This is a genomic window from Amycolatopsis pittospori (assembly GCF_013870525.1).
GTDB classification, from domain to species: domain Bacteria; phylum Actinomycetota; class Actinomycetes; order Mycobacteriales; family Pseudonocardiaceae; genus Amycolatopsis; species Amycolatopsis pittospori.
This window is the reverse complement of sequence record NZ_JACBXD010000037.1, coordinates 1-24,312: the sequence shown is the minus strand read 5'-3', so window position 1 is coordinate 24,312 and position 24,312 is coordinate 1. Positions and strand designations below refer to the sequence as shown.

27 protein-coding genes and 1 tRNA gene are annotated in these 24,312 nt (G+C 67.9%); 15 read left to right on the top strand and 13 right to left on the bottom strand.

Annotation, left to right across the window (positions count from 1 at the left end; translation table 11 throughout):
- Window positions 1-72 precede the first annotated feature (72 nt).
- Both H5J31_RS21325 and H5J31_RS21320 read left to right on the top strand, forming a co-directional pair.
- Entirely contained in the window at window positions 73-963 is an 891-nt protein-coding gene (locus H5J31_RS21325) for a PaaX family transcriptional regulator (protein WP_181774382.1), read from the top strand.
- A gap of 37 nt (window positions 964-1,000) precedes the next feature.
- The gene (locus H5J31_RS21320) at window positions 1,001-1,780 is read left to right on the top strand and encodes an enoyl-CoA hydratase/isomerase family protein (protein WP_181774381.1); all 780 of its coding nucleotides are present in this window, start codon (window positions 1,001-1,003) and stop codon (window positions 1,778-1,780) included.
- A gap of 12 nt (window positions 1,781-1,792) precedes the next feature.
- Here H5J31_RS21320 and H5J31_RS21315 read toward each other — a convergent pair whose 3' ends face one another.
- Window positions 1,793-2,707 carry a CU044_5270 family protein gene (locus tag H5J31_RS21315; RefSeq protein WP_181774380.1) on the bottom strand — a complete coding sequence of 305 codons (915 nt, stop codon included), beginning with the start codon at window positions 2,705-2,707 and terminating at the stop codon, window positions 1,793-1,795.
- Window positions 2,700-3,302, bottom strand: a complete 603-nt coding sequence (locus H5J31_RS21310; RefSeq protein ID WP_181774379.1) for an RNA polymerase sigma factor — start codon at window positions 3,300-3,302, stop codon at window positions 2,700-2,702. Before H5J31_RS21310 ends, H5J31_RS21315 begins: the two co-directional genes overlap by 8 nt.
- Window positions 3,303-3,570: 268 nt before the next feature.
- On the opposite strand from H5J31_RS21310, the gene H5J31_RS21305 reads away from it, so the two are divergent.
- The gene (locus H5J31_RS21305; RefSeq protein ID WP_207898404.1) at window positions 3,571-5,745 is read left to right on the top strand and encodes a glycosyl hydrolase family 18 protein; all 2,175 of its coding nucleotides are present in this window, start codon (window positions 3,571-3,573) and stop codon (window positions 5,743-5,745) included.
- Between the two features lie 6 nt (window positions 5,746-5,751).
- Here the strand turns inward: H5J31_RS21305 and dgoD are convergent, their stop codons facing one another.
- Window positions 5,752-6,900 (bottom strand): galactonate dehydratase, encoded by a 1,149-nt coding sequence (dgoD, locus tag H5J31_RS21300; RefSeq protein WP_181774378.1) that lies wholly within the window; start codon window positions 6,898-6,900, stop codon window positions 5,752-5,754.
- Window positions 6,901-6,908: 8 nt separating this feature from the next.
- Window positions 6,909-7,616, bottom strand: a complete 708-nt coding sequence (locus H5J31_RS21295) for an SDR family NAD(P)-dependent oxidoreductase (protein WP_181774377.1) — start codon at window positions 7,614-7,616, stop codon at window positions 6,909-6,911.
- 42 nt (window positions 7,617-7,658) lie between these two features.
- Here H5J31_RS21295 and H5J31_RS21290 point away from each other — a divergent pair, with 42 nt between their 5' ends.
- From H5J31_RS21290 to H5J31_RS21280, 3 genes are all read left to right on the top strand, one after another.
- Window positions 7,659-8,684, top strand: coding sequence for a lactonase family protein (locus H5J31_RS21290; protein ID WP_181774376.1), 1,026 nt, complete (start codon window positions 7,659-7,661; stop codon window positions 8,682-8,684).
- 156 nt (window positions 8,685-8,840) lie between these two features.
- Window positions 8,841-10,010: an alginate lyase family protein gene (locus H5J31_RS21285; protein WP_181774375.1), complete on the top strand. Its 1,170-nt coding sequence runs from the start codon at window positions 8,841-8,843 to the stop codon at window positions 10,008-10,010.
- A 139-nt stretch (window positions 10,011-10,149) separates the two neighbouring features.
- A tRNA-Pro gene (locus tag H5J31_RS21280) sits at window positions 10,150-10,223 on the top strand.
- Window positions 10,224-10,340: 117 nt separating this feature from the next.
- Here H5J31_RS21280 and H5J31_RS21275 read toward each other — a convergent pair.
- Entirely contained in the window at window positions 10,341-10,766 is a 426-nt protein-coding gene (locus H5J31_RS21275) for a VOC family protein (protein ID WP_181774374.1), read from the bottom strand.
- A gap of 126 nt (window positions 10,767-10,892) precedes the next feature.
- Complete coding sequence (locus tag H5J31_RS21270; RefSeq protein ID WP_181774373.1) at window positions 10,893-11,210, bottom strand: hypothetical protein; 318 nt, start codon at window positions 11,208-11,210, stop codon at window positions 10,893-10,895.
- Between the two features lie 198 nt (window positions 11,211-11,408).
- Here H5J31_RS21270 and H5J31_RS21265 point away from each other — a divergent pair, with 198 nt between their 5' ends.
- From H5J31_RS21265 to H5J31_RS21250, 4 genes are all read left to right on the top strand, one after another.
- Window positions 11,409-12,056: an MFS transporter gene (locus tag H5J31_RS21265; protein ID WP_181774372.1), complete on the top strand. Its 648-nt coding sequence runs from the start codon at window positions 11,409-11,411 to the stop codon at window positions 12,054-12,056.
- Window positions 12,057-12,213: 157 nt separating this feature from the next.
- Complete coding sequence (locus H5J31_RS21260) at window positions 12,214-12,618, top strand: hypothetical protein (protein WP_181774371.1); 405 nt, start codon at window positions 12,214-12,216, stop codon at window positions 12,616-12,618.
- Between the two features lie 99 nt (window positions 12,619-12,717).
- Entirely contained in the window at window positions 12,718-13,380 is a 663-nt protein-coding gene (locus H5J31_RS21255; RefSeq protein WP_181774370.1) for a DsbA family protein, read from the top strand.
- Window positions 13,377-13,949, top strand: a complete 573-nt coding sequence (locus tag H5J31_RS21250) for a vitamin K epoxide reductase family protein (protein WP_181774369.1) — start codon at window positions 13,377-13,379, stop codon at window positions 13,947-13,949. The genes H5J31_RS21255 and H5J31_RS21250 overlap by 4 nt, the downstream gene beginning before the upstream one ends.
- Window positions 13,950-13,998: 49 nt before the next feature.
- Here the strand turns inward: H5J31_RS21250 and H5J31_RS21245 are convergent, their stop codons facing one another.
- Window positions 13,999-15,168, bottom strand: a complete 1,170-nt coding sequence (locus H5J31_RS21245; protein WP_181774368.1) for an LLM class flavin-dependent oxidoreductase — start codon at window positions 15,166-15,168, stop codon at window positions 13,999-14,001.
- Window positions 15,169-15,630: 462 nt separating this feature from the next.
- Between H5J31_RS21245 and H5J31_RS21240 the strand changes: the two genes are divergently transcribed.
- The gene (locus H5J31_RS21240; RefSeq protein WP_181774367.1) at window positions 15,631-16,725 is read left to right on the top strand and encodes a S1 family peptidase; all 1,095 of its coding nucleotides are present in this window, start codon (window positions 15,631-15,633) and stop codon (window positions 16,723-16,725) included.
- 51 nt (window positions 16,726-16,776) lie between these two features.
- Here the strand turns inward: H5J31_RS21240 and H5J31_RS21235 are convergent, their stop codons facing one another.
- The gene (locus tag H5J31_RS21235; RefSeq protein ID WP_181774366.1) at window positions 16,777-17,178 is read right to left on the bottom strand and encodes a hypothetical protein; all 402 of its coding nucleotides are present in this window, start codon (window positions 17,176-17,178) and stop codon (window positions 16,777-16,779) included.
- 182 nt (window positions 17,179-17,360) lie between these two features.
- Here H5J31_RS21235 and H5J31_RS21230 point away from each other — a divergent pair, with 182 nt between their 5' ends.
- Window positions 17,361-18,230 carry an aminoglycoside phosphotransferase family protein gene (locus H5J31_RS21230; RefSeq protein ID WP_181774365.1) on the top strand — a complete coding sequence of 290 codons (870 nt, stop codon included), beginning with the start codon at window positions 17,361-17,363 and terminating at the stop codon, window positions 18,228-18,230.
- 15 nt (window positions 18,231-18,245) lie between these two features.
- On the opposite strand, the gene H5J31_RS21225 is transcribed toward H5J31_RS21230, so the two are convergent.
- The 5 genes from H5J31_RS21225 to H5J31_RS21205 all read right to left on the bottom strand — a co-directional run bounded on the left by H5J31_RS21225 (window position 18,246) and on the right by H5J31_RS21205 (window position 22,024).
- A complete protein-coding gene (locus tag H5J31_RS21225; RefSeq protein ID WP_181774364.1) occupies window positions 18,246-19,217 on the bottom strand; it encodes an SMP-30/gluconolactonase/LRE family protein in 972 nt (323 codons plus the stop codon).
- 106 nt (window positions 19,218-19,323) lie between these two features.
- Window positions 19,324-20,436 (bottom strand): VanZ family protein, encoded by a 1,113-nt coding sequence (locus H5J31_RS21220; RefSeq protein ID WP_181774363.1) that lies wholly within the window; start codon window positions 20,434-20,436, stop codon window positions 19,324-19,326.
- Window positions 20,429-20,734, bottom strand: coding sequence for a hypothetical protein (locus tag H5J31_RS21215; RefSeq protein WP_181774362.1), 306 nt, complete (start codon window positions 20,732-20,734; stop codon window positions 20,429-20,431). The genes H5J31_RS21220 and H5J31_RS21215 overlap by 8 nt, the downstream gene beginning before the upstream one ends.
- A 96-nt stretch (window positions 20,735-20,830) precedes the next feature.
- Complete coding sequence (locus H5J31_RS21210) at window positions 20,831-21,079, bottom strand: hypothetical protein (RefSeq protein ID WP_181774409.1); 249 nt, start codon at window positions 21,077-21,079, stop codon at window positions 20,831-20,833.
- A 60-nt stretch (window positions 21,080-21,139) separates the two neighbouring features.
- Complete coding sequence (locus H5J31_RS21205) at window positions 21,140-22,024, bottom strand: MurR/RpiR family transcriptional regulator (protein WP_181774361.1); 885 nt, start codon at window positions 22,022-22,024, stop codon at window positions 21,140-21,142.
- 135 nt (window positions 22,025-22,159) lie between these two features.
- Here H5J31_RS21205 and H5J31_RS21200 point away from each other — a divergent pair, with 135 nt between their 5' ends.
- From H5J31_RS21200 to H5J31_RS21190, 3 genes are all read left to right on the top strand, one after another.
- Entirely contained in the window at window positions 22,160-23,551 is a 1,392-nt protein-coding gene (locus H5J31_RS21200) for an MFS transporter (protein ID WP_181774360.1), read from the top strand.
- A complete protein-coding gene (locus H5J31_RS21195; RefSeq protein WP_181774359.1) occupies window positions 23,548-23,985 on the top strand; it encodes a GAF domain-containing protein in 438 nt (145 codons plus the stop codon). Before H5J31_RS21200 ends, H5J31_RS21195 begins: the two co-directional genes overlap by 4 nt.
- On the top strand, window positions 23,982-24,312 hold a 331-nt coding region (locus H5J31_RS21190; RefSeq protein ID WP_181774358.1), incomplete at its 3' end, for an amidohydrolase family protein. The genes H5J31_RS21195 and H5J31_RS21190, both read left to right, overlap by 4 nt.

The following is a 24,312-nucleotide window of genomic DNA, read 5'->3' as shown; positions in this document are numbered from 1 at the left end:
ACGGAACGTGGGTAACCTTGTTGTTCTTCTGGACCCGAACGAATCCCCGAATATTGAGGTCGGTGACAGCAAATGGCGGACTCCGCCACCCCGGTCCCCGTCGCCCATCAGCAGAAAGGCGGTACCCGCAGGCCGACGATGAGCAGGAGGCGGGAAGTCAGTCACGCCAGCGCGCGCTCGCTGCTGATGACGATTCTCGGCGAGTACGTGCTCCCCCGCGACCAGCCGATCTGGACGTCCACCCTGGTCGACGCCCTGCGAGTACTGGATATCGAGGAGAAGTCCGCACGCCAGGCGCTGGCCCGGTCCTCGGCCGAAGGCTGGGTGGTCTCCGAACGCGTCGGGCGAAGAGTGCGCTGGTCGCTGACTCCACCGGGCAGACGCCTGCTCACCGAAGGCGCGGAACGGATCTACGCCTTCGGCAATGACGAGAGACCTTGGGACGGCAATTGGCTGATGCTCATCGTCTCGGTCCCCGAGGCGAAACGGGATCTCAGGCACCGGCTGCGCACACGCCTGACCTGGGCCGGTTTCGGCTCGCCGGTCGCGGGTGTCTGGGTCAGCCCGGACGCCGGCCGCCAGCGCGAGGCCCAGCAGATCGTGCAGGAACTCGGGCTCGACGCGCAGGCGATGTCGTTCACCGCCAGCTATGGCGACGTCGGCGATCAGGAGACGATGGTCGCGCGCTCCTGGGACCTCAGCGAACTCAAGGACCGGTACGAGGATTTCATCGACCGCTTCACCGGTTCACGACCTTCGGGTGAACACGGCGTTCTGCGCGCACAGACCGAACTCGTCCACGAATGGCGCAGTTTCCCGTTCCTCGATCCCCGTCTTCCGCTGAAACTGCTTCCCGACGGTTGGAGCGGCGTGCGCGCGGCGAACCTTTTCCACCGCAAGTACGTCGAATGGCGACCAGGAGCACAGGCCCAATGGGACGAACTCGCGGCGACCTCCGGCTAGGGTCACGGGAAAACGATCTCTCCGGAGGGAACCCGCCTTGGCCACCTCGATCCGCCTCGACCGCGAGGACGGCGTCGCCGTCCTGACCATCGCTTCGCCGCCGCTGAACCTCTACACCGCGGCACTACAGGACGAACTGGGCGAGGCGATCGGCGAACTGGAGGCCACACCGCCGAGGGCGGTACTGATCCGGGCCGAGGGGAAGATCGTCAGCGGCGGTGTCGACGTCTCGCTGTTCGACGCCCAATCCTCCCCCGCTGAAGCGAAGGTGCTCTTCGACGAGATGCTGGCGATCCCCGACCGGATCGCCGCGCTCCCGGTCCCCACCGTCTTCGCCGCGCACGGCCTGTGCCTGACCTGGGCCTTCGAGGTCGCGGTCGCCTGCGACATCATCCTGGCGAGTGAAAAGGCGAAGTTCGGTCTCGTCGAACGGGTCGTCGGTCTGACGCCGACCATGGGCGGCACGCAGCGCCTCGCCGCCCGGGCCGGTGTCGGACGTGCCAAGGAGTTCGTGATGACCGGCGCGACCTACGACGCCGCGACCCTCGAACGCTGGAACGTGGTGAACCGCGTGCTCCCGGTGGACGGTTTCGACGAGGCCGTACGCGCCTTCACGAACGATCTCGCACTGGGGCCGACACGGGCGCACGCGGCGACCAAGAAGGTCCTCGAGCACTACGAGCACGGCGGCGTCGCCGAGGCGAACGCGCACATCACGACGATCGCCGCCGCGCTTTTCGAAACCGAGGACCTACGCGGCGCCGTGAAGTCGTTCCTCACCGACGGGCCCGGCAAGGCGACCTTCACCGGCAGCTGAGCCCTCGGCCTCTTATCCCCGTGGCCGCTGACCGACCGCGTCCACCACGCCGGACGCGGTCACCGCGGTCGAATTCGTGCCCAGATACGAGAACGTGTCGGCGCTGAAGACGATCACGACCGGTTTCGCCACTTTGAGGTCGGCGTGCGGCCCGAGCGGCCAAGTGATGCCGACACCGGGCCTGCCGGCCGCGTCCTCGGCGTGTTCGACGGCGCGAAGCCCGGGCACCTTGGCCGCCGCGCCGTACAGGGCCGCCCGGACCTCGGGCGAAAGAAAGCTTTCGTTCGCCAGCGCGAGGACGTCCTTGCCCATCGCGTTGAAGTCGCCCTTTTGACCGCTGCGGTCGGCGTTGAGGTAGGCGAACATCGCGTCCGCGTCGGTGGGGAGGTCCGCCCGGTGGACGGGCCTCGGCGTGCACGGCTCCGTGACGCCCTTGACCGGCTCTTCGCCCTTGTACACCTGCGCCCGCCCGTTCCGGCAACCCGGAACAGGGAAGGAACTGCCGTCCGCCATCTTGATCATCCCGTCGCGGGTGCCGTCCGCCGAAAGCCACGATTCCCGCTCACCGTCGGGCTGCTTGGTCTTCGTGTAGACGAATTGACCGGGCCTCGGCGGCACGTCCGGCGTCTTCAGCGCGGCGGCGGCGGCGTTGCGGAGCACCACCACGGGATCCGCGGCGGCCGCTGGCGGCTCCAGCCCGACCTGCTCGACCGGGGCCAGCGCGACGACGGCGGTGATGGCGGCGGCGAGGCCGACGACGCCCGCCCCGGTCCAGGCCCAGCGCCGCCTTTTCTGCAGCGGCACCACGTTTTCCGCTTCGGCGGTGGCGATTTCGGTCATCAATCGCGCCCGCGCCGCAGCGAGTGCGGCGGTTTCCGCGAGCTGGACCGATCCGGTTCGCTCGCTGATCAGTTTCAGCTCATCCATGGTTGGCGATCTCCTTCGAAGTCGTGATGTCCGGGCGCTCCAGCGCCTCGCGGACCTTGCGGCGAGCGCGGTTGAGCCTCGAACGGACCGTTCCGACCGGAATGTCCAGTGCGGCAGCGATTTCCTCGTAACTCAGGCCTTCTCCGGCGAACAGCGTCAGCGTGTCGCGATCGCCGTCGGGCAGATCCGCCAGTGCGCCGTCGAGGAGCTTGCCCATCGCCTCGGCCGTCACCTGCTCGGCGACGCGTTCGGCATGGCCTTCCTGATCCGGCGGCGGGCCGAGCGCTTCCCGCAGTTTCAGTTCCCGGACCTCGTCGCGGCGCCGCTGCGCCACCAGATTGGTCGCGATGCCGTAGAGCCACGGCCGCGCGTCGGGGCGCGTCGTGTCGTAGCCCGCACGTTTGCGGAACGCGACCAGGAAAGCCTCTCCCAGCGCGTCCTCGGCGGGGCCGGGTCCGATGCGCCTGACCAGGTAACGGTGGATATGCGCGGCGTGCCGGTCGAAGATCGCGGAGAACCAGTCCGGACCGGTCACCGATCTCGTGATCAGCTCCGCATCGGACAAATCACCCGGATCGACCCCAGATGTACCCATGAACCGCCTCTCGCCGTCCGTTCAGTGTCATCTCTTATCCGCACCGGGACGGATCGGGTTCACGACCGACGAATCGGTCTAGACCTTTTACGAACGCCGCGCTACATTCAAGTGTGGTCTAGACCACATCGCGCCAGTTCAGAGCAGGTCAGTCTCGCCGCCTCTTTTGGAGAGAACCGCCATGAGACGCACCAGGAAACGACTACTCAGCGCACTCACCGTGACACTCCTCGCAGCGGGGATCCTCGTCGCCGCCGGGAGTCCAGCGATGGCGGCGGGCCGCCTCCGCGCCGCCTTCACCCTGTCCGGCACCACCGGTGAGTACACCGTCACCAACCCCAGCACCGAAACCGTGGCCAACTGGTCCATCACCTTCACCCTCCCCGCCGGCGTGACCGCCACCAGTGGCTCCAACGCCACGGTCACCCAGGCGGGCAACCAGGTCACCCTCACCCCGGCGTTCTACATCGCGTCCCTCGCGCCGGGCCGCTCCACCTACCCATACAGCCCGTCCTTCCGGCTCAGTTCCGCCGTCAATCCGACGACGTGCCGGATCGATGACGCCAACTGCGACGGATCGGGCGACACCCCGCCGTCGGCCCCGGCCAATCTGCGTCTCGTGGCGAAGACGACCACGACCGCCGCATTGGCCTGGAACGCTTCCGCACCGGGCTCGCTGCCCGTCGCCGCCTACGAGGTCTACAACGGGACCACGCTCGCGGCCACCGTCACCGGCACCGGCACCGAAACGACGATCACCGGGCTGACGCCGAACACGGCCTACAGCTTCACCGTCGTCGCCAAGGACCGGAAGGACGCCAAGTCCCCGGCGAGTTCCGCGCTGGCGGTGACCACCAACAACCCGGGTGACGACACCCAGGCGCCGACAGCGCCGTCGAACCTCCGCTCGACGGCGGTCACGTCGAGCACCGTCGCCCTGGCCTGGAACGCGTCCACCGACAACACCGGTGTCGTCTCCTACGACGTCTATCGCGGCACGACCCTCGCCACCACGGTCACCGGTACGACCGCGACGGTCAGTGGTCTCTCACCGTCCACTTCGTACTCTTTCACGGTCAAAGCCCGTGACGGCTACGACAACGTCTCCGCGGCGAGCGCGGCCGTCAGCGCTCGCACCGGCGACATCGTGAACGGATACGCGCGGGTCGGCTACTTCGTCCAGTGGGGCATCTACGGCCGCCAGTTCTTCGTCAAGAACATGGTGACCAACGGATCGGCCGCCAAGCTGACCCATCTGCTGTACGCCTTCGGGAACATCGACCCGGTCAACCACACCTGTCTTTCCGGCGTCACCAAGGGAACGACGTCGAATCCGCAGGATCCGAACCAGGGTGACGGCGCGGGCGACGCGGAAGCCGACTACTCGCGGCCGATGTCCGCGTCCCAGTCCGTCGACGGCGTCGGCGACACCGGCTGGGAGACGTTGCGCGGCAACTACAACCAGCTGAAGAAGCTCAAGGTCAAGTATCCCAACCTGAAGATCCTCATCTCGTTGGGCGGCTGGACCTATTCCAAGTACTTCTCGGACGTCGCGGCGACCGCCGCGTCCCGGCAGAAGTTCGTCGCGTCGTGCATCGACACGTACCTCAAGGGGAACGTCAAGGCGTACGGCGGAGCCGGTGGCCCGGGAACGGCCGCGGGCATCTTCGACGGCATCGACATCGACTGGGAATGGCCGGGCAGCCCCGACGGGCACCCCGGGAACCACTGGAGCGCCAACGACAAGACGAACCTGACCGCCCTGCTCGCCGAGTTCCGCACGCAGATGGACGCCTATGGCGCGACCACCGGCAAGCGGTACGAACTGCAGGCGTTCACCCCCGCCGACCCGGCGAAGGTGAGCGGTGGCTGGGAAATCCCGAAGATCTTCGACTACCTCGACGTCGCGAACGTGCAGGGCTACGACTTCCACGGCTCGGGCAGCGACAACTCGTGGGAGCCGAACCGCACCGGCCACCAGGGCAACCTCTACGCCGACGCGGACGATCCGTACAACTTCAAGTTCAGTGTGGAGTCGGCGATCAACGCCTACACCAACGCCGGGGCCAATCCACGGAAACTGACCCTCGGGCTCGCCTTCTACGGGCGAGGATGGCAGGGGGTCGCGGACGGCGGCAAGAAGGGTGAATGGCAGAGCGCGACCGGAGCCGCGCCAGGCCAGTTCCCCGAGGAAGCAGGTACTCGTGGCTACGCGAATCTCTTGGCCAGTGTCCCGAACTGCACCGTCCAGCACGACACCGCGGCCGTGGCCACGGCGTGTTACACGGGCAACGGAGGGCAATGGTGGACCTTCGACGACGCCTGGTCCATCCAGCAGAAGGTCGCCTGGCTCAAGACCAGAGGACTGCTGGGAGTCATGGCCTGGGAGATGTCGGGTGACACCGGGGCCTTGATGACCACAGTGGACAACTCGCTCAAGTAAGGGCCGTTACCACTCGGCGAACGCGCCGTCGTCCGTGCGCCACACAGGATTCCGCCACGTGTGCGGGTTCTTCGCGGCGTCACGGACGGCGGTTTCGTCGATCTCGATCCCGAGCCCCGGGCCGGTCGGGCGTCGGGCGTAGCCGCCCGAGAAGTCGAACACGCCAGGGTCGGTCAGATAGTGCACGAGTTCGGCGTCGCCGTTGTAGTGCATCCGCAGACTTTGTTCCTGGATCAGGAAATTCGGCGTCGCGAAGGCCAGTTGCAGGCAGGACGCCAGCGCGATCGGCCCGAGCGGACAGTGCGGTGCGAGGGTGGCGCCGTAGATCTCGGCCAGCGCCGCGATCCGCCGGACCTCGGAGATCCCGCCCGCGTGCGAGGCGTCGGGCTGCACGACGGCGATCCCGGCGTCCAGCAGCGGTTTGAAGTCCCAGCGCGAATACGCCCGCTCCCCCGTCGCGATCGGGACCGTGCTCGCCGCGACCACCGACGCGAGTACCTCGGGGGGCGTCTCGGGAAGGACGGGCTCCTCGACGAACAGCGGCTGGACGTCTTCGAGCATCCGGACGAGCCGTCGCGCCATCGCCGGGGAGACCCGGCCGTGGAAGTCGATGGCGAGGTCGCGATCCGGGCCGAGGACCTCCCTGGCCTCTTCCGCACGCCGTAACGCGGCGGTCGCTTCGGACTGGGTCGCGATCGGGGTCAGCGGCCCGGCGACGTTCATCTTGATCGCGGTGAACCCGGCCTCGACCTGCGCCGAAACCGCCTCGCGGATCCCGGACGGCCGGTCGCCGCCGACCCACGAGTACACCCGGACACGGTCGCGGACCGGTCCGCCGAGCAGTTCGTGCACCGGCGCCGAACGCGCCTTGCCCGCGATGTCCCACAGAGCCTGGTCGTAGCCGGCCAGTGCGCTGGAGAGCACCGGTCCGCCGCGGTAGAACCCGCCACGGCGCAGGACCTGCCAGTGATCCTCGATCAGGAGGGGGTCGCGGCCGATGAGCAGTTCCGCGAGTTCGTGCACCGCGGCGCGGACGGTGTCCGCGCGGCCCTCCACGACCGGTTCGCCCCAGCCGCTGATCCCCTCGTCGGTGGAAACCTTGAGGAAGAGCCAGCGCGGGGCGACCGGGAAGGTCTCGATACCGGTGATCTTCAAGCCGTCTCCTAGATCGAATCCTTGGTCGCGGACCAGCCGCCGTCGACCACCAGCTGCGTCCCCGTGACGTAAGAGGCCGCGGGCGAGGCCAGGAAGGCGATCACCTCCGCGACCTCTGCCGGATCACCGAGCCGTCCGGCCGGGGTGGCGTGGACGGCGCGGGCGTGGTCGGCCTCGGAAACGCGGTCCCAGACCGGGGTCTGGATGGGGCCGGGCAGCACGGAGTTCACGCGGACGTCGGGCGCGTACTCGACGGCCAGCTGGCGGCCGAGCGATACCAAAGCTCCCTTGCTCGCCGCGTACGCCGGGCGGCCGGGGAGCCCGACCAGCGCGTGCACCGACGAGACCAGCACGATCGATCCGCGCCGCTCCCGCAACGACGGCAGGCACGCCTTCGCTCCGAGGTACGCGCCCGCGAGGTTGACGTCGAGCTGGCGGTCCCAGTCCTTCCGGTCCAGTTCGTGCAGCGGTGCCGTCACAGCGGTGAAAGCGTTGCTGACCAGGACGTCGACCCCGCCGCAGAGTTCGTCGGCGAGACTCACGGCCCGCTGCCAGGTGTCCTCGTCGGACACATCGCCGACGACGGTGCGTCTCAGCCCCGGTTGCTCGGTGATGTCGATGCCGACGACGGTGTGGCCGGCCGCGGTCAGCCGCGAAACGGTCGCCGCGCCGATACCGGACGCCGCTCCCGAAACGATCGCGCAGGATGTGGTCAAAAGGTATTCACCTCCACCTCGGCTTGCTGCACAGTGTGCCTCGTGACTCCTGCGAACGACGACCGGATCCTGATCTTCGTCGGCTCCTACACCGCCGCCGGCAACGGCAACGGCGAGGGCATCGGCACCTACTGGCGCGACGGGCGGACGGGGGAACTGACCCCGGCGGGCTCGCTCGAACTGGACTCGCCGAGCTGGTTGACGCCTCATCCCACGTTGCCGGTGCTGTACGCCGTCAACGAGACGGCCGAAGGCGCGATCACCGCCGTGGCGATCGGGGCGGACGGCACGCTGGAGGCGTTGAACTCGCTGCCGACCGGCGGGGCCGATCCGTGCCATCTGGCGATCACCCCGGACGGCAGGTATCTGTTGTGCGCCAACTACAGCGGCGGAAGCCTGGCCGCGTTCGCGCTCGGTCCCGACGGGGTGCCCACGGTGCGGACCGCGCTGGTCTATCACGAGGGCGCCGGGCCCGACAGGGAGCGGCAGGAAGCCGCGCATGTGCACATGGCCGTAGTGGACGAGACCGGCACACTGGTCAGCGCTGTCGACCTCGGCACGGACGAGATCCGCAGCTACCGCCTCGGCGAGGAAGGCGAACTGATCCCCCTCGCGGTCTCGACGCTGCCCGCCGGCACCGGCCCGAGACAACTCGTCCGGCGTCCCGGCACGAACCACGCGTACGTCGCGGGGGAACTCTCTGCCTCGGTATTGACCGTCCGCGAGGAACCGCCGGGCACCTTCACCGTCGAGAGCTCGGTCCCCGCGACCCTGAATCCCGGCCGTGAGAACCAACCGGCGCAACTCGAACTGCTGGGAGACCGGCTGTTCCTGTCGAACCGGGGACCCGAGGCGATCACGGAGTTCAAGCTCGACGGCGTCCTGCCGAAGGCCGTCGCCGACCACTCGGCCGGAGAATGGCCGCGGCATTTCTCCATCGTCGGCGAGCATTGTTATGTCGCGTCGCAAAGCGGTGACGTGGTGCAGGCCTACGAGCTCGCGGACTGGCGCCTGATCGGCACTTATCCGATCGGAAGCCCCGCTTTCGTGGCACCCTGGCGACGTTGATCCGTTCAGCGGGCTGAACAGTTCAGTTCAGCCCGCTGAACACGACGGCACTTCTTTCTTTTCGAGGCGAATTAAGGTCTTGACGCAACTGGTTCAGACCATGACACTGAATCGCACGCCGCCGGTGACCTGGCTCACACCCGCCCGAGGAGAACCATGTCCCTACCGAGGAAACTGCTCGCCCTGACCACGCTCGTTCCGTTGGCGCTAGGCCTTTTCAGCGCCCCGGCGCAGGCCGCGCCCGCGACCTTCACCCATCCCGGGGTGCTGGTCAGCCGCCCGCAACTGGACCTGGTGCGCACGAAGGTCCAAGCCGGCGCACAACCGTGGAAACAGGCTTACGACGCGATGATGTCGAGTTCGTACGCGTCCCTGTCCCGGTCACCGAAACCGCGCGCCGTCGTCGAATGCGGTTCCTATTCGAATCCGAACATCGGGTGTACCGATGAACGGCAAGACGCGATCGCCGCGTATACCCTTTCCCTCGCCTGGTACATCACCCGCGAGGCGAAATACGCGACGAAGGCGATCGAGATCATGGACGCCTGGTCCGCGGTAGTGAAGGACCATACGAACAGCAACGCTCCCTTGCAGTCGGCGTGGTCGGCCTCCTCGTGGCCGCGCGCCGCGGAGATCATCAAGCACACCTACACGAGCTGGCCGAATTCCGGCCGCTTCGGCACCATGCTGCGGAACGTGTACCTGCCCGAGGTGATCAACGGCAGCCACAGCAACGGAAACTGGGAACTCAGCATGACCGAGGCCGCGCTCGGCATCGCGGTGTTCCTCGACGACAAGTCCAGCTACGACAAGGCCGTCGCGAAGTTCCGTTCCCGCGTCCCCGCCTACATCTACCTGACCAGTGACGGCGCGCTGCCGAAGACCGCGGCCGGCAGCGGCCTGGACACCCGCGACAAGATCGTGAAGTACTGGCAAGGTCAGACGACGTTCGTCAACGGCCTCTCACAGGAGACCTGCCGCGACTTCACCCACACCGGCTACGGCCTCGCCGCCATCGCGAACTTCGCCGAGACCACCCGCATCCAGGGCCAGGACCTCTATCCGGAGATCGCCGACCGCCTCCGCGAAGGCCTCGGCTTCCACTCGAAGTACCAGATGGGCACCGCCGTCCCGTCGTGGCTGTGCGGCGGCAGCCTGAAACTCGGCCTCGGCCCGATCACCGAAGTCGGCTACAACCACCTCCACACGCGCCTCGGCAACACCATGACCAACACCGAGGCCCTCACCCTCCGTCAGCGCCCGGCAGGCACGAACAACCTGTTCGTCTCCTGGCAGACCCTCACACACGCCGACAACCCACAGTGACTCCGTGAGGGCCGCCTGATTGCGGCAAGGCGGCCCTCACGGTCTGTTTTCGCAGGTCAGACATACAGTGACCCCTGGTTGCAAGCCCGGTTTCCGGACCCGCTAAAGTACTCACATCGCACTCCACGGAGTACGGGTCCGGGCTGTGGCGCAGTTTGGTAGCGCACTTGACTGGGGGTCAAGGGGTCGCAGGTTCGAATCCTGTCAGCCCGACCGGAACGAAGAGCCGCTTGATTTGGACGAGAGTCCAGGTCAGGCGGATTTTTCGTTTTACCGTAAATAACGAGAAACTCCCCTGTGCCACCCGGACAGCGCGCCGGCGGTTCCGGACTACAGGTCGAACTCCCCCGGCGCGAGGCTGCGGGCCAGGCAGAACTCGTTTCCTTCCGGGTCGGCCAGTACCACCCAGGACCGGCCGTCTCCCTGTCCCACATCCGTCTTGGACGCGCCGAGCGCGAGTAACCGCTCCAGTTCGGTCTGCTGGTCGCTGTCGATCGGGCAGATCTCGAAGTGCAGCCGGTTCTTGGCGAGGGTCTTGGCCTCGGGAACACGGACGAAGATGATACTCGGCACGGCGGGCCCGCGACGCAACGCGGCCAGCCGCTGTTCGTCCGGCTCCTCCGGATCGGGCCCGATCTCGACCGCGGCGCCGTTCTTGTCGTCATAAACGACGTAACCCAGAACGCCGCACCAGAAATCCGCCAGCCGCCGCGGATTCACGCTGTCGATGGCCACCCATTCGAACCGACTCGTCATGCACCACGCCTTCCATTTCGACTGTTCCGGGTTCACTTTATTCCTCGAACCTCGGTCCGGAGGAGCGGAACCCAAAAGAAAACGCTCCGCCTCATCGAAGCGGAGCGTCTACGGGTACTTCAGCGGTCAGCAGGCCCTGACGATGACCGAGTGCGCCTTGCTGCCGAGGTCGAGGATCTTCACGTCCCGGTTACCGGCGGGCACGCGAACCTGATAGGTGCCGGGGTCGACCGGGTAGCCGAAGTAGCTGCCCGCCGGGGCGGCGCCGGTGCCCGCGATCATCGAGCCGTTGGTGCGGTGGATCGTGGTGGCGACGGCTTTTCCGCAGTTGTTGGAGATGTAGATCTTGCCCTTGGTCGCGGCGGAGGCGGAACCTGCGCCGAAGACCGAGATGACCAGACCTGCGGTGGCCAGAACGGCGAGAACGCGCCGGGTGGTCGTCATGGTTCTCCTCTGGGTGCTGTGGGGGGGTCGAGCTGAAGATATCCACAAGCGGGTTCGCGCACTGTCGGTCGAACGGACCACACCGTGTCCGAGACCCGATCCCGTCGTAAGTGGCGTCCATGAAGGAATCGGGACATCGAGCGTCCCGATTCCTTCATGAACAAGCCCGACACCACCTGGGCGCTATAGGTTGTGCGCATGTACGTGCCGCAGCCGATGCAGAGCGCCCCGCACCCGACCGCCGCACCGCCCTGGTGGCTGCTCGTCGGACCCGGGTTCGCTTCACTCATCGGCTTGTTCCTGCTCACCGTGGTCTACCGCTTCGACGGCCGGGCGACCCTGCAGATCGAACTGGGCATGGCCGAACAGACCCTGCTGCTGGGCGGACTCGTCGCGTACCTGGTCGCGGCCGCGATCGCGTCCCCGGTCGGTTTGGTGCTCGGCGCGCGTTTCCCGACGTCGGTGACCGTACCCGCGATCTGCCTGATGCTGCTCGGGGTAGTGCTGGTCGCCTTCACGCCCAGCAGCGGACTGTTCGTTGTCGGGCGAGTACTCAACGGACTCGGCGCGGGCGCGGCCATCGGCGTGACCGTCGCCCTGATCCGGCGGCTCCACACCGGTCGCGGCGTGGCGGCCGGGGTGATGGCCGGCCTCGGTGTCCTTGCCTTGGCGATCGCCCCCTTCCTCGGCGGGCTGGTCTCGGACGCCATCGGGTTCCGCGTGGTCTACGTCGTGGCCGCACTGTTCGTGTTCGTCGCGCTCGTCGTCGCCGGGATCATCGGCATCGTCACGCTGGCGAAGGCGAAGCCGTCGATCCAGCCGATGGCGTACCCGCCGCACCGCTGACGCCCGGCGAACACGGATTCTGTGACGTGTGCGGGTTGTGCCGGTCGAGACGTGCTGCCAGCTCAGCTCGCCGTCGCCGCACACTGCGGAGAACCAGGCGAACGGGAAGTCCACCGCGCTAGCGGCGGCTTTACAAAGACTCCTTTACTCTCGGTTCGTGCCCGGCGGAAAGACCTCGACGACGGCCGCGCGGCTGATCGCCGTGCTGGCCGCCTTCACCGTGCTCGCACTCCTGCAGGGCGCTCTGTGCGGTAACGGCGCGGCAGCGGCGGGAGCACCGTGCGCTCCGCTGTTCGCCGCCGAACAGGTCGTCGTGGCACAACCAGTGGCGTCACCGGTCGACGACTGCGAACCACCCGCACCCCAGATGAACCCGGCGGGCCATCTCGACGACGTCGCCGGGATCTGCGCCGCTCTGCTGGCCACCCTCTTCCTGCTCATCCGGCTGAGGCCGCACCGGGAGACCACTGCGCCGCCGAGCGTGCCGCCGTCTCCGTCTTGCCCACGCTCCGCGTCGACGACGACGCCTCGTCTGGTCCAGCTCTGCGTTTCGCGCACCTGATCGACAGCCCGGCCACCACCGATTCGCTCTCCTGACGAGGGCGGACCGGTCGTGCCATGCCGCCTTCAGATGCCCGAACCGAGCACAAAGGACAGTGCGATGACCAAGAACGCCAAGGTTTCCCTGACGGTCGTGACCGTCGTGATCGCGGTGGTGGCCGCGTTGCTCATCTTCACCGACTCCGGCGAAGACGCCCGAGCGGGCAGCGCGGCCCAGGCCGTGCCCGCCTCGATTCTCGTGCGGCCGGACAGCCATCGCCTGTCGGATCCCGCCGGCAGCAAGGTGACGGTCGTGGAATTCCTCGACCTCGAATGCGAAGCGTGCGGCGCCGCGTTTCCCGGTGTGGAGCGGCTCCGCGCCGAATACGGCGACCGGGTCACCTTCGTGCTGCGTTACTTCCCGATCCCCAGCCACCAGAACGCCGAACTCGCCGCGCGCGCGGTCGAGGCGGCGGGTAAGCAGGGCAAGCTCGAACCGATGTACCGCCTGTTGTTCGAGAAGCAGCCGGAGTGGGGCGACCAGCAGGTCTCCCACCGCGACACCTTCCTCGGCTTCGCGCGCGAGCTCGGCCTGGACCTGCCTGCCTTCGAAGCCGCGCTGGACGATCCGGTCACGCTCGGCCGGGTGCTGGCCGACCGCACCGACGGCGCGAACATCGGCGTCGAGGGCACGCCGACGTTCTTCGTCAACGGCGTCAAGTTCACGCGAGCGCCGTCGTATCAGGAACTCAAGGCCGCCATCGACCGGGAACTGGCGAAGTGACGGCGGAGCGCGCGCCGTTCACGGTCCGCGTGACACCGTGGGTGCTGCTGATCGGCGGCGTGATCGGACTGGCGGCGGCACTGGTGCTGACCGTCGAGAAGATCGCGCTGCTCAAGGATTCCTCCTATATCCCGACCTGCAGCCTCAACCCCGTCCTCAGCTGCGGGTCGATCATGAAGACACCGCAGGCGGAACTGTTGGGGTTCCCGAACCCGTTGCTGGGGATCGTCGGCTTCAGCGTGGTCGTGACGACCGGGGTCGCGGTGCTCGGCGGTGCCACGCTCCCCCGCTGGTACTGGCTGGGTCTGCAGGCGGGCTCGGGGCTCGGCGTCGTGTTCGTGCATTGGCTGATCTACCAGAGCCTGTACGTCATCGGCGCGCTGTGTCCCTATTGCCTGGTCGTCTGGGCGGTCACCATCGCGGTGTTCTGGTACACGACCTTGCGCAACCTCGGCAACGGCTCCCGGACGGCGATCGGTTACCACAGCGTGGTGCTCGTGCTGTGGTACTCGGCCATCGGCGCCGCCGTCCTGCAGAGGTTCTGGGATTACTGGAAGACGGTGCTTTGAGACCGCGGAAGGCCATCACCGCGATCCGCCCCGGTGATGGCCTTCCGCGTCAGCCCAGGTCCGGGATCAGTTCACCGATCAGGCGGATACTCTTCAGCACCTTGTCGTGCGGGATGCCGCCGATCTGCTGCAGGCACATCATCCGGTCGATACCGAGATCCGCGTACGCCCGCAGTTTCTTGCGGCACGTCTCCGGGCTGCCCACGATCAGCGAGTCCTGCGCGCTCAGCACCGTGAAGATCTCGTCGTCCGGCACGGCCTCGCCCTGCAGGATCCGGGCGATCAGCAGGTTCGCCTCCGTGGGGACGTTCTCCGCCTCACCGCGCAGGAAGGCGCCGGTGAGGCCACCGCCGTCGGGCGCGGCCACGAGTTCCTCCTGGCGGGCGTTCAGCCGGACGAACTCGCTCGCGGCTTCGAAGAACGTCAGCGCGGTCACGGTGTACCAGGCGGCCGCGGCGGCGGCGCCGTTGCGCACCGCCTCCTCGTCGGTGTCCGCGCAATGGACGAAGGTGAAGAACCCGACCTGATTGTTGACGAACGCGCCGACCGGTTCCGTACAGTGTTCCGCCGCGGCCCGGTACAGGTTGATCAGCCTGCCCGCGCGTTCCAGCGATTCCCACATCGTCGTCCCGAGGACACCCACACCACGACGGCCGGCCTCCTCGAACGAAGCCGGGCTCGCCGCCGCCTGCCAGAGCGGCGGATGCGGCCGCTGCAGCGGTTTGGGCGAAATCGGGACGTCGTCGATACGGTAGGTGTCGCTTTCATAGGAAAAGCGTTCGGAGGTCCACATCCGCGGGACCATTTCGAACGCCTGCTGTGTCTGCGCCCTCGCTTCATCCGGTTCGATGCCGAACAGGCGCCATTCCGGGATGGTCGACCTCGTCAGCCCGAGTTCCACCCGGCCACCGCTGAGATGGTCGAGTGTCGCGGCGCGCTCGGCGACGCGGATCGGGTGGTTGAACCGCCCCGGGGCGAGCACCGCGGAATGACCGAGCCGGATCCGGCTCGTCCGCTGCGAAAGCGCGGCCAGCATCAGTTCCGGCGCGGACGACAGGCTGAACTCCTCCGCACCGTGGTGTTCGACCTGCCACCAGCATCCGTAGCCCAGTTCGTCGGCGAGCACGGCCTGCTCTATCGCCTGGGCGAATCTGAGTCCCTCGTGTCCTTCGGGCCATGGCCGCGGGTTCTGGATCTCGTTGAACAGGTCGATCTTCATCCACGGCCTCCGTCTGCTCGCCAGGTCACCGAGAGATCAGTCATCGGGTGTGCGCGCCGCGTTACACAAGTCGCACGTTCGGCGCAGCGGAGCCGGAGCCGGCCGGATCGGCGGCCGACCCGGCCGAGACCCGTTCGTCATCAATGCCGACGTTCGGGTTCGGCAAGGACACCATCAGGTGACGGCCCGTTCTCGGGCGAGCACGGCCCTTTCCCGAATGCCGCATGAAAGTCGCGGATTGTCGTGAGTCGGTCAACAATTCGGGGACGGTAAATCGAGCATGATCCACTCACACGAGTGAGCAATGCCGGGGCAACGGCCGTTTCATTGAGCCGTAAAGGGGAATTGTCAGTGCTACTCAAATGGCGGCATTCGATCGGATCATCACTGTCGTAACGTCGATCGAGGAGCACTTCTCCAGCACACACCCCGCTGAGCATTCCGCACTCCATGGAGGTTTTCGTGATTCGACGTCCTCTGCGCACCATAACGGCCGTGGTCGGTGCCGCCGCGGCGGTGACCGCTTTCGCCACCCCCGCGGCGGCGGCCACGCCCGTCCTGAACGAAGCGGCCGGACCGGTCGCCCTGGCCGCCGCGCACCAGAAATTCGGTGGTTCCCTCGGTTCCGCGTACGCCGATTCCTGGCTGGACACGACGACCGGCGAACTGATCGTCGGCACCACCGACGCGAGCCGCGCGGCACAGATCCGGGCAGCGGGCGCCACCCCGAAGGTGGTGCGGCACAGCATCGCGGAACTGAAGAGTATCCAGTCCACATTGGACAACAGAACCGCGGGCGTACCCGCCTCGGTCGCGGGCTGGTACGTCGACGTGCCGTCGAACGAGGTCGTGGTCAGTGTGGTGGGCGGCGACTCAGCCGGCCGGGCCTGGGCCACCTCCGCGGGCGTTCCTGTCCGGGTGGAACAGGTGAAGAGCGCTCCCAGGCCGCTCTGGAGCGTGATCGGCGGACAAGGGCTCTATTTCAACGGCGGCGCCTGTTCGGTCGGGTTCACTGCCTACGACGACGATGACCACTACGTCATCACAGCGGGCCACTGCACCGAACTCGGCGGCACGGTGCAGGGCGTCGACGGCACCATCGGCAGGGTCGCGAAGTCGTCGTTCCCCGGCAACGACTACGGCACGGTCAAGGTGACCCACAGCGATGTCTCGACGCCGCCGCGGGTCGACCGGTACGAGGACGGGACGGACGTGCGGATCGAAGGCTCCGACGTCGTCGGGGTCGGCGGCAGGATCTGCCGGTCCGGGATCACCACCCATTGGCACTGCGGGCGCGTCGAAGCGCTGGACCAGACGGTGAACTACGGCAACGGGAACATCGTGAAGGGCCTCACGCAGACCAGCGCCTGTGCCGAACCGGGTGACTCCGGCGGCTCGTTCGTCAGTCGTCCGGAGTCCGGTTCCGGCACGAAACTGGTGCAGGCGCAGGGTATGACCTCGGGTGGATCGGGTGACTGCACCGAGGGCGGCACCACCTTCTTCCAGCCCGTCAGGGAGGTGCTCAACCGCTACGACCTGACCCTCGTCACGGACTGAGCCGCCGGCACAGGGACGCCCGGATCTCGCGGTCCGGGCGTCCGTGTCGGGCTAAGGACAGGGCAAAGCCGCCTGGCTGTCGAGGAATTCGGCCACCCGTTCGGCCAGGCCCCGTGCCTCGTGGACCAGGGCTTCGGTCTCGGTCCACCGGCGCCGGACGCGTTCGTGGTCGGCGACCAGCGTCCCGGAGACCATGCTCAGGACCAGGTTCGCGTCCGCGGCGACCTCGGCGAGCCGCAGGAACGGACGATGCTCCTCCTCGGTTCCCGCTCCGTGCTCGGCCGCCCATTCACGGGCACGCAGACCGGCGTCGTGGCAGGCGTCGACGAGGAAGGACCGGATCTCCTCGGCCCGGTTCCCCGGACGCGCGGGAGGTTTCCCCATCAGCGGGAAAATGTTCCAGGCCACCGAAAGCAGGCAGTCGGCCACGTCGTCCATCGACTCCACGTTCACCGCGAAGAGTGTTCCGCTCCGAGCCCGCTGCCAGGCGGAATGACTCGCGCGAGCGGAAGGATAGACCCGATCGGGTGGCGTCGGCCCGGCGAGGAGGCGGACAGCGCACGAGTCGCACAAACCGGTTGATCACCCCGCGGAGGCCTTGACACACTGCCACGGCCTACCCGTGGGAGCCGTCCTTGACCGTCGAATCGACCCCCGTGATCGATGCCGCGCTGGCGAGGCGTCTGATCGATACGCAGTTCCCGCGCTGGGCGGGGTCACCGTTGCGTCCGCACGCCCCGGCCGGCTCGGATCATGTGATCTACCGGCTGGGTGAGGAGCTGGCGGTTCGGCTGCCTCGCCATGACGGCGCGATCGAGCAGGCGGGCAAGGAAGCCGAGTGGCTGCCCCGGCTCGCCCCGCACCTTCCGCTCGCCGTGCCCGTGGTGGTGGAGGTGGGAGAACCGGACTTCGGCTATCCGTGGCCGTGGGCGGTGTCGCGCTGGCTGGACGGTGAGGTGGCGACCGTCGATGCGCTGTCCGGCTCGCACGAGGCCGCCGGCACGCTGGCCGGATTCCTGACCGCGCTGCACGGGTTCGGCTTCGCGAAGACCGGCGATCTCGCCGGCCGGCCGCTGGCCACGAGGGACGCGGCGACGCGAGCCGCCATCACGAAAGTCGGCGACACCTTCGACACCGGGGCGATGAGCGAACTGTGGGACGCCGCTCTCGCCGCCCCGGCGTGGGACCGTCCACCGGTCTGGTTCCACGGCGATTTCCACACCGGCAACCTGCTGACGACCAGGGGTCGTCTCAGCGCGGTCATCGACTTCGGTGAACTCGGCATGGGCGATCCCGCTCGCGACCTGATGATCGCCTTCACCCTCCTGTCGGCCGGGACACGAGCCACTTTCCGCGCCGCGCTCGACGTGGACGATGCCACCTGGACTCGTGGTCGCGGCTGGGCCCTGGCGACCGGATTGAACGCCTATGTCGGCTACGCCGCCGTCAACCCCCACATCGCCGCGCAGACCACCCGCCAGATCACCCAGGCCCTCCTCGGCTAGAGAGCCCATCCTTCGTCAGAACCGGCGCAGCGCGAAGGTGCGAACCGACGTGTCGCCCGCGAGCAACGCGTCGAGATGCCCCGTCAGCACGACGGTCCCGAACGGGGTCGCGGTCGCGGTGGTCGGTTTCCCGTCCGGCCACCGCGTGGTGATCCGGCGTTCCCGCGACGTCCGCCAGTGGTCGGCGGACGAGAGCAAGCGGACCGCGTTCAGCCCCGGTGTGCCGAGGTCGTTGGTGACCGAGACGAGCGAACCGTCGTGGCGCAGGACCAGCCCATCACCGCCGACCAGCGGCCGTTCCAGCTTCACCGTGCCGATCCTCCCCGAATCCATGTCCACTTTGAACAGCCGTCCCGAGCTGTACAGGACGGTGAGCACGAAACCGTCCGGATGCCAGACGACGCCGTTGAGCCCGAATCCCTCGCTCGCGAACTCGGGCCCGGTGACGTGCGCGGTGATCCGGCCGCGCGGGTCGACCCGGAAGAGCGCGTCTCCGACGGTGTCGGTGACGTACGCGTTCCCGCGCGGGTCGACCGCGACGTCGTTGGCGGCGTGCCCGCCTTCCCCGACGGCGAGGTCGACCAGCGCGATCCGCGCGCCGGTGCGCAGATCGAAGATGCCGAGCCCCGATTGCCGGTCGACCGTCTCCGGCGCCGAGCGTTCACCGAGCCCCAAATCCCCGTAGGTGACCAGGATCCGGCCCCGTGCCGCGTCGACGGTGAGGCCGAACACCGACACGATGGCCGGGTCGTTCACCAGTGTCCGGACGGTCCGGTCGCGCTGGACCACCGCGACCGTGCCGAACCGGACGGATCCCACGAGCGTGGCCTGGCGCGTCGGATCCCAGGCGACCCCCTCCGGGTACAGCGACGGCGCGGTGACCTCCACCGCTTCTCCCCCGCCCGTCGCCGCCGCCGGTGACGGGCCGATCCCGGCGATCGCCGCGGCCAGGATCACCGGCAGAACCAAACTTCGTCGAAAGCGCATCGCGCGTCCTCCCTGATCGCTGATGTGGCCGAGCCTGGTGTGAAGGCCGGGCCGCAACCAGGTCGTGCGGATCCTGTTACCGCGACTACCAGGACAAGCCTCCGCGCTAGCGGAGCCCTTCGGCGACGGCGGCGGGCTCCTCCGAGTCGTCGAGCGCTCGAGCGTCGATCACGCGCAGGCCGGCCACGAGACCGGACAGTCCCTTGTGGCCTTGCGGCCGGATCGCGAGGATGCCGCTGACGAAGAACAGCAGATTCGCCAATGGCTCGAAACCGCCGTTGACCAGGGAAGCCAGTGCCAGCAAGGTGAAATAGCCGCCGGAACCGGCCAGGAAGCGCAGGATCATCCGCCACACGGCGGGTTTGTGCCCCGAAGGCCCGACAGGACGCAGCAGCACGACCCGCTGTCCGAAACTGGCTCCGTTGCCCGCGAGCGGAACGACGAACAGCAGCAGGATCGCGGGCAGCAGCGTGCCGATCAGGGCCGAGACGACCGTATCCGGTTCGCCTGCCAGCAAAGTCGTCACGATCCCGACCGTGGTGCCGAGCAGCACCACGGAAAGGAAATCGACCGCCATCCCGAGAAGCCGGCGGCGAGCGGTGACCGGCCGGGGAGTTCCCGGCGACACCGACGGCTCCCTACCGGGCAGCAGCCTCAGCAGAGGCGCGAGCCCGAAACCGACCGCGGCGCCGAGGGTGTTGGTCAGCAGGTCGTCGACGTCGGCCAGCCGGTACGGGCATTCGAACAGGAACCAGACGCCGGTGAGCTGAGTGCATTCGATGAACAGCGAGACCGCGAAACCGAGCGCCACCGTGCTCACGAAATTCCGCCGGAAGAGGTGCCGGAGGAACATCCCCAGCGGTACGAACAGCGCGACGTTGAAGACAGCCTGCTGGAGAGCGGGATTGCGCAGGAACGCCCGGAGACCGGTGCCGATCTGTTCGCGGCCGATGTCGGCGACGAACTGGAACGGCCGGAGTTGCAGGTGACTGGAGGCGTTTTCGGCGCACCACGCCGCCGTCGTCTGCGGGATGGGCAGCAAGGTGTAGGTCCACAAGGACATCGCGTAGACCAGGAACCCGAAGACCAGCAGCACCCGCCAGAGCCCGACCTCGCCACGGCGCCGGTAGCTCGCGGCGATGTAGGGAATGGCCAGCAGGATCGCGAGCGCGAAGCCCGCGAACACCGCGATGACCGCGGAGATGGTCGGATCAGTCACTCGCGGAAGCTAACAACGGTCGCTCCGGCGCACCCGTTACGCCACCTGGCCGGGTGACGGCGTCGACCGGGGCCAGAGCCCGCTGATGCGCGAGCGCGGCGATCGCGAACGTCAGATGGACGACGACCCAGTTGCGGTCTTCGCGGTGTACCCGCTGCAAGAGATCGAGGGTCGCGTCGCCGGGGCTGCGCCCCTGACGGCAGGCGTCGATGTACGCCTGGGTCAGTTCGTCGACGTTCCGGCGGAATTCCGCGAAGGCGTCGACGGGCTTTGCGTTGGTGCAGCACTCCACGGTCACGTCACTCAGCGTTTCATAACGCGACATAAAGTTACGACTCGATGAAGCTGGAATCACTCACGTGAGGTAGCCCCACGCGGAAATCTGTGCTCTGCGTCACGCCGAGGCGAGGTTGGCGGGCATCGGACGTTCCCGTTCGGCCGCCTTCACCCGGCGGGCGACCGGGAAACGCTGGTCGAGGTCGACCAGCAGCGGGGTCACCGCCATCAGCGCCAGAAGGGCGAGCCCGGCGTAAGCACCCATGGTCGCGATGATCGTCATTTCGGCCTCCTCGATCCCGTGCCGCGCCTTTCCGGCGGCCTGGAACCAGAATCGCCCGGCGAGGGGGCCCGGCGGATCGGTCATCCGGCGGAGACACCTCGACCGGTCGGCCTTTTCGGCACTGACCGTTCGGCCGACCTCGACTCAGACCCGCTTGCCCGACGGGCGGCGGTGCAGCAGATCGAACCGCGACCACATCGCCTCGGCGGCTTCGATGGATTCGCTGGTGCGGGCGGGATCGACGGCGGCGAGCTGCGCGACGATCGCCTGCACCAGGCTCATCCCCGCGGTGAGGGACGGGAAGAAGGTCACACCCTCGGCAGGCACCATGAGCACCTGTTCGACGGCGCCCGCCAGCGCGGGGCTGGCCGCGTCGGTGATCGCGAAGGCACGCGCTCCCCTGGCCTTCGCCTCGTTCGCGGCGAGCACGGTGCTTTCGTACAGCCGCCAGAAACTGATCGCGATCAGCACGTCCTCTGCGGTGAGTTTCGCCGTCGCGTTGGCGAGTTCGGCGTCACCGGCGGTGATCGCGTGGACGTCGTAGCCGGCCAGCCGCGCGTTGTGCGCGAAGGCGATCCCGACAGCGGCGTAGCTGCCGTCGGCGATGACCACGGTGCGGCGCGCGGCCGCGACGGCGTGGGCGACGTTCCGGATCTCGTCTTCGTCGAAGCGCCGGTTGAGCAGTGCAAGACCGTCGAGGTCGCGGCGCAGCGAAGCCGAACCCGGCGAGTCGACGTCCCGGTGTTCCTCGGCGACCTGCGGCGCGCTGAGCGACGACATGTACCGCGCCCGCAGTTCCTGTTGCAGGGCGGGCCAACCGGCGAACCCGAGCGCTTGCGCGGTCCGGGTGACGGTGGCGACGTTGACGCCGGCGAGCTGGGCGAGCTCGGCCGTCGAACCGAACGAGGCCCGCCGCGGCTGCGAGACCAGCACTTCGAGTACCGCGGCCGATTTCGGTCGCAGCCCGCGTTCCGGTGTCCGATCCCGAAGCCACGCCTCGAAACCGTCGTCGATCCCCGTCTCTGTCACGCACGCCCTCCCTCGACCGCGTCACGGTAACGCATCGTGCCGGCCGGACCACGTGCAACAACCATTGCAGTTTTACTGAAACGCAGTATACGTTGTCGGCACTCCTCGTCGCCCGAACCACGGAAGGCGTTCCCCATGACGCTTCTGGCACGACTGGACCGGCTCCCGCTGAGCCGTCCCCATTACAAACTGCTGTTCATCGGCGGGCTCGGCTACACCTTCGACGGGATGGACTCCGCCGTCGTCGCCTTCCTCCTGCCGAGCGCGAAAGCGGCCTGGGGGCTCGACAACGGACAGCTCGGGCTGATCGGTTCGGCGACGCCGTTCGGATTCCTCTTCGGCGCGATCGCCGCCGGCCTGCTGGGCGACCGCATCGGCCGCAAGAAGGTCATGATGTACGCGCTGGCCTTCTACGCGGTGTTCTCGGTGATCGCCGCGTTCTCCCCCAACTACGAGGTCTTCCTGGGCGCCCGCGTGCTGGCCGGAGCGGGCGCGGGCGCCGAAAGCGCGATCATCGCGCCGTTCCTGTCCGAGTTCGTCCCCGCCAAACGGCGCGGCTGGTTCGTCGGCGCGCTCGCCGGGTTCTTCTCGTTCGGCTTCGTCATGGCGGCGCTGATCGGCCGGTTCATCGTCCCGACGGTGCCGGAGGGCTGGCGCGTCGCACAGTTGATCACCGCGCTGCCGATCGTCATGCTGCTGTGGTGGCGCCGGTCCCTGCCCGAGTCACCACGGTTCCTGGTCGCGAACGGTCGTCACGACGAAGCCGAGAAGATCGTCGCGAAGCTGGAGCGGGACGTCGAAAAGGCGACGGGGGAAACACTTCCGCCGGTCGCCGAGACCGACGTCAAACCCGCGACCGAGACGCCGAAGGTCAACCTCCTCAGCGCGCTGAAGTTCCTGTGGAGCCCGGCGATGGCCCGCCGCACCGCGGTGATCTGGACCGTCTGGTTCGTGATCACTTTCTCCTACTACGGTTTCTTCTCCTGGATCCCGACGCTGCTCGTCGAACGCGGGATCACGGTGACCAAGAGCTTCGAGTTCTCGATCATCATCTACCTGGCGCAGATCCCCGGGTACTTCTCCGCGGCCTGGCTTTCCGAACGACTCGACCGCAAGCACACCATCGCGCTGTACCTCGCGGGTTCGGCGGTGAGCGCGTTCTGGCTGAGCCAGATGGACGCGCCGTGGTCGATCACCCTCGCCGGGGCGGTGCTGTCGTTCTTCCTCAACGGCACCTACGCCGGCGTGTACTCCTACACCCCCGAGGTGTTCCCGACCTGGATCCGCGCCAGCGGGACCGGGCTGTCCAGCGCGTTCGGCCGGGTCGGCAGCATCCTGGCCCCGACGATCATCGGCCTGTCGGCGGCGAGCCTCGGCTTCGCCGGCGTCTTCGGCCTGACCACCGCCGTCCTGGCGGCCGGGGTGGTGTGCGTGGTCGTGTTCGGCCTCTCCACCGCCGGCCGGTCGCTGGAAGAACTGACCGAACACGGTGCCCCCGCGGCCACCGCGAAGGAGATGACGAAATGACCGTCTCACTGTCCACTGTGGAGGACAAGACCCGCGCCACGATCGGCGTGCGGCTGTTCACCGTACTGGCGTGGGTGCCCGAACGAAAGGCGTTGCGGCGGGTGCACAGCAGCCATCCGCGCGAATACCCGGTGGGCGGCGAGAAGACCGTCGAGGTGGCGGCGGGCTGGCTGGCGCGATGCATCACCGGCCAGGAGCCGTACTTCGGGCCGGACAGGGCGGCGGTGCGGGAGATCTTCGCCGACCACGACCTGATCGCCGGACTCGGCTGCGGCGCCGTGATCAACGTGCCGGTGGTGGACGACGGCCGCACGCTCGGCGTCCTCAACATCCTCGACGCCGAAGGCAGCTACGACGACGCCTCCGTCGAGGCGGCCCGTTCTCTGGCACCGTTGGCGGTCCCGGCCCTGCGCGAACTGAAGGAGACCTGGTGAACGGATCACTGCTGCTGCGCAACGCCCGGCTGCTCGACCCGGTCGAGGGCGAGTACACCGAGGGTGACCTGCGATGCGAGGACGGCCGCATCGTCGAGATCGGCACGGGCCTCACCGCGGGTGAGGTGCGGACCGAGGACCTGCGCGGCGCCGTCGTGCTGCCAGGTCTCGTCGACGCGCATGTGCACGTGACCGCGTCGACGGCGGATCTCGGGTCGCTCCCGGCGTCGTCGCCGTCCTACGTGGCCGCGCACAGCGCCCGCACCATGAGCGCCATGCTGGACCGCGGGTTCACCACGGTCCGGGACGCGTCGGGCGCCGACTACG

Coding starts and splice junctions, on each gene's coding strand:
- H5J31_RS21325 (WP_181774382.1), top strand. CDS start 73: ATGGCGGACTCCGCCACCCCGGTCCCCGTCGCCCATCAGCAGAAAGGC.
- H5J31_RS21315 (WP_181774380.1), bottom strand. CDS start 2,707: ATGGATGAGCTGAAACTGATCAGCGAGCGAACCGGATCGGTCCAGCTC.
- H5J31_RS21310 (WP_181774379.1), bottom strand. CDS start 3,302: ATGGGTACATCTGGGGTCGATCCGGGTGATTTGTCCGATGCGGAGCTG.
- H5J31_RS21305 (WP_207898404.1), top strand. CDS start 3,571: ATGGCGGCGGGCCGCCTCCGCGCCGCCTTCACCCTGTCCGGCACCACC.
- H5J31_RS21285 (WP_181774375.1), top strand. CDS start 8,841: ATGTCCCTACCGAGGAAACTGCTCGCCCTGACCACGCTCGTTCCGTTG.
- H5J31_RS21275 (WP_181774374.1), bottom strand. CDS start 10,766: ATGACGAGTCGGTTCGAATGGGTGGCCATCGACAGCGTGAATCCGCGG.
- H5J31_RS21270 (WP_181774373.1), bottom strand. CDS start 11,210: ATGACGACCACCCGGCGCGTTCTCGCCGTTCTGGCCACCGCAGGTCTG.
- H5J31_RS21265 (WP_181774372.1), top strand. CDS start 11,409: ATGTACGTGCCGCAGCCGATGCAGAGCGCCCCGCACCCGACCGCCGCA.
- H5J31_RS21255 (WP_181774370.1), top strand. CDS start 12,718: ATGACCAAGAACGCCAAGGTTTCCCTGACGGTCGTGACCGTCGTGATC.
- H5J31_RS21245 (WP_181774368.1), bottom strand. CDS start 15,168: ATGAAGATCGACCTGTTCAACGAGATCCAGAACCCGCGGCCATGGCCC.
- H5J31_RS21225 (WP_181774364.1), bottom strand. CDS start 19,217: ATGCGCTTTCGACGAAGTTTGGTTCTGCCGGTGATCCTGGCCGCGGCG.
- H5J31_RS21210 (WP_181774409.1), bottom strand. CDS start 21,079: ATGACCGATCCGCCGGGCCCCCTCGCCGGGCGATTCTGGTTCCAGGCC.
- H5J31_RS21200 (WP_181774360.1), top strand. CDS start 22,160: ATGACGCTTCTGGCACGACTGGACCGGCTCCCGCTGAGCCGTCCCCAT.
- H5J31_RS21195 (WP_181774359.1), top strand. CDS start 23,548: ATGACCGTCTCACTGTCCACTGTGGAGGACAAGACCCGCGCCACGATC.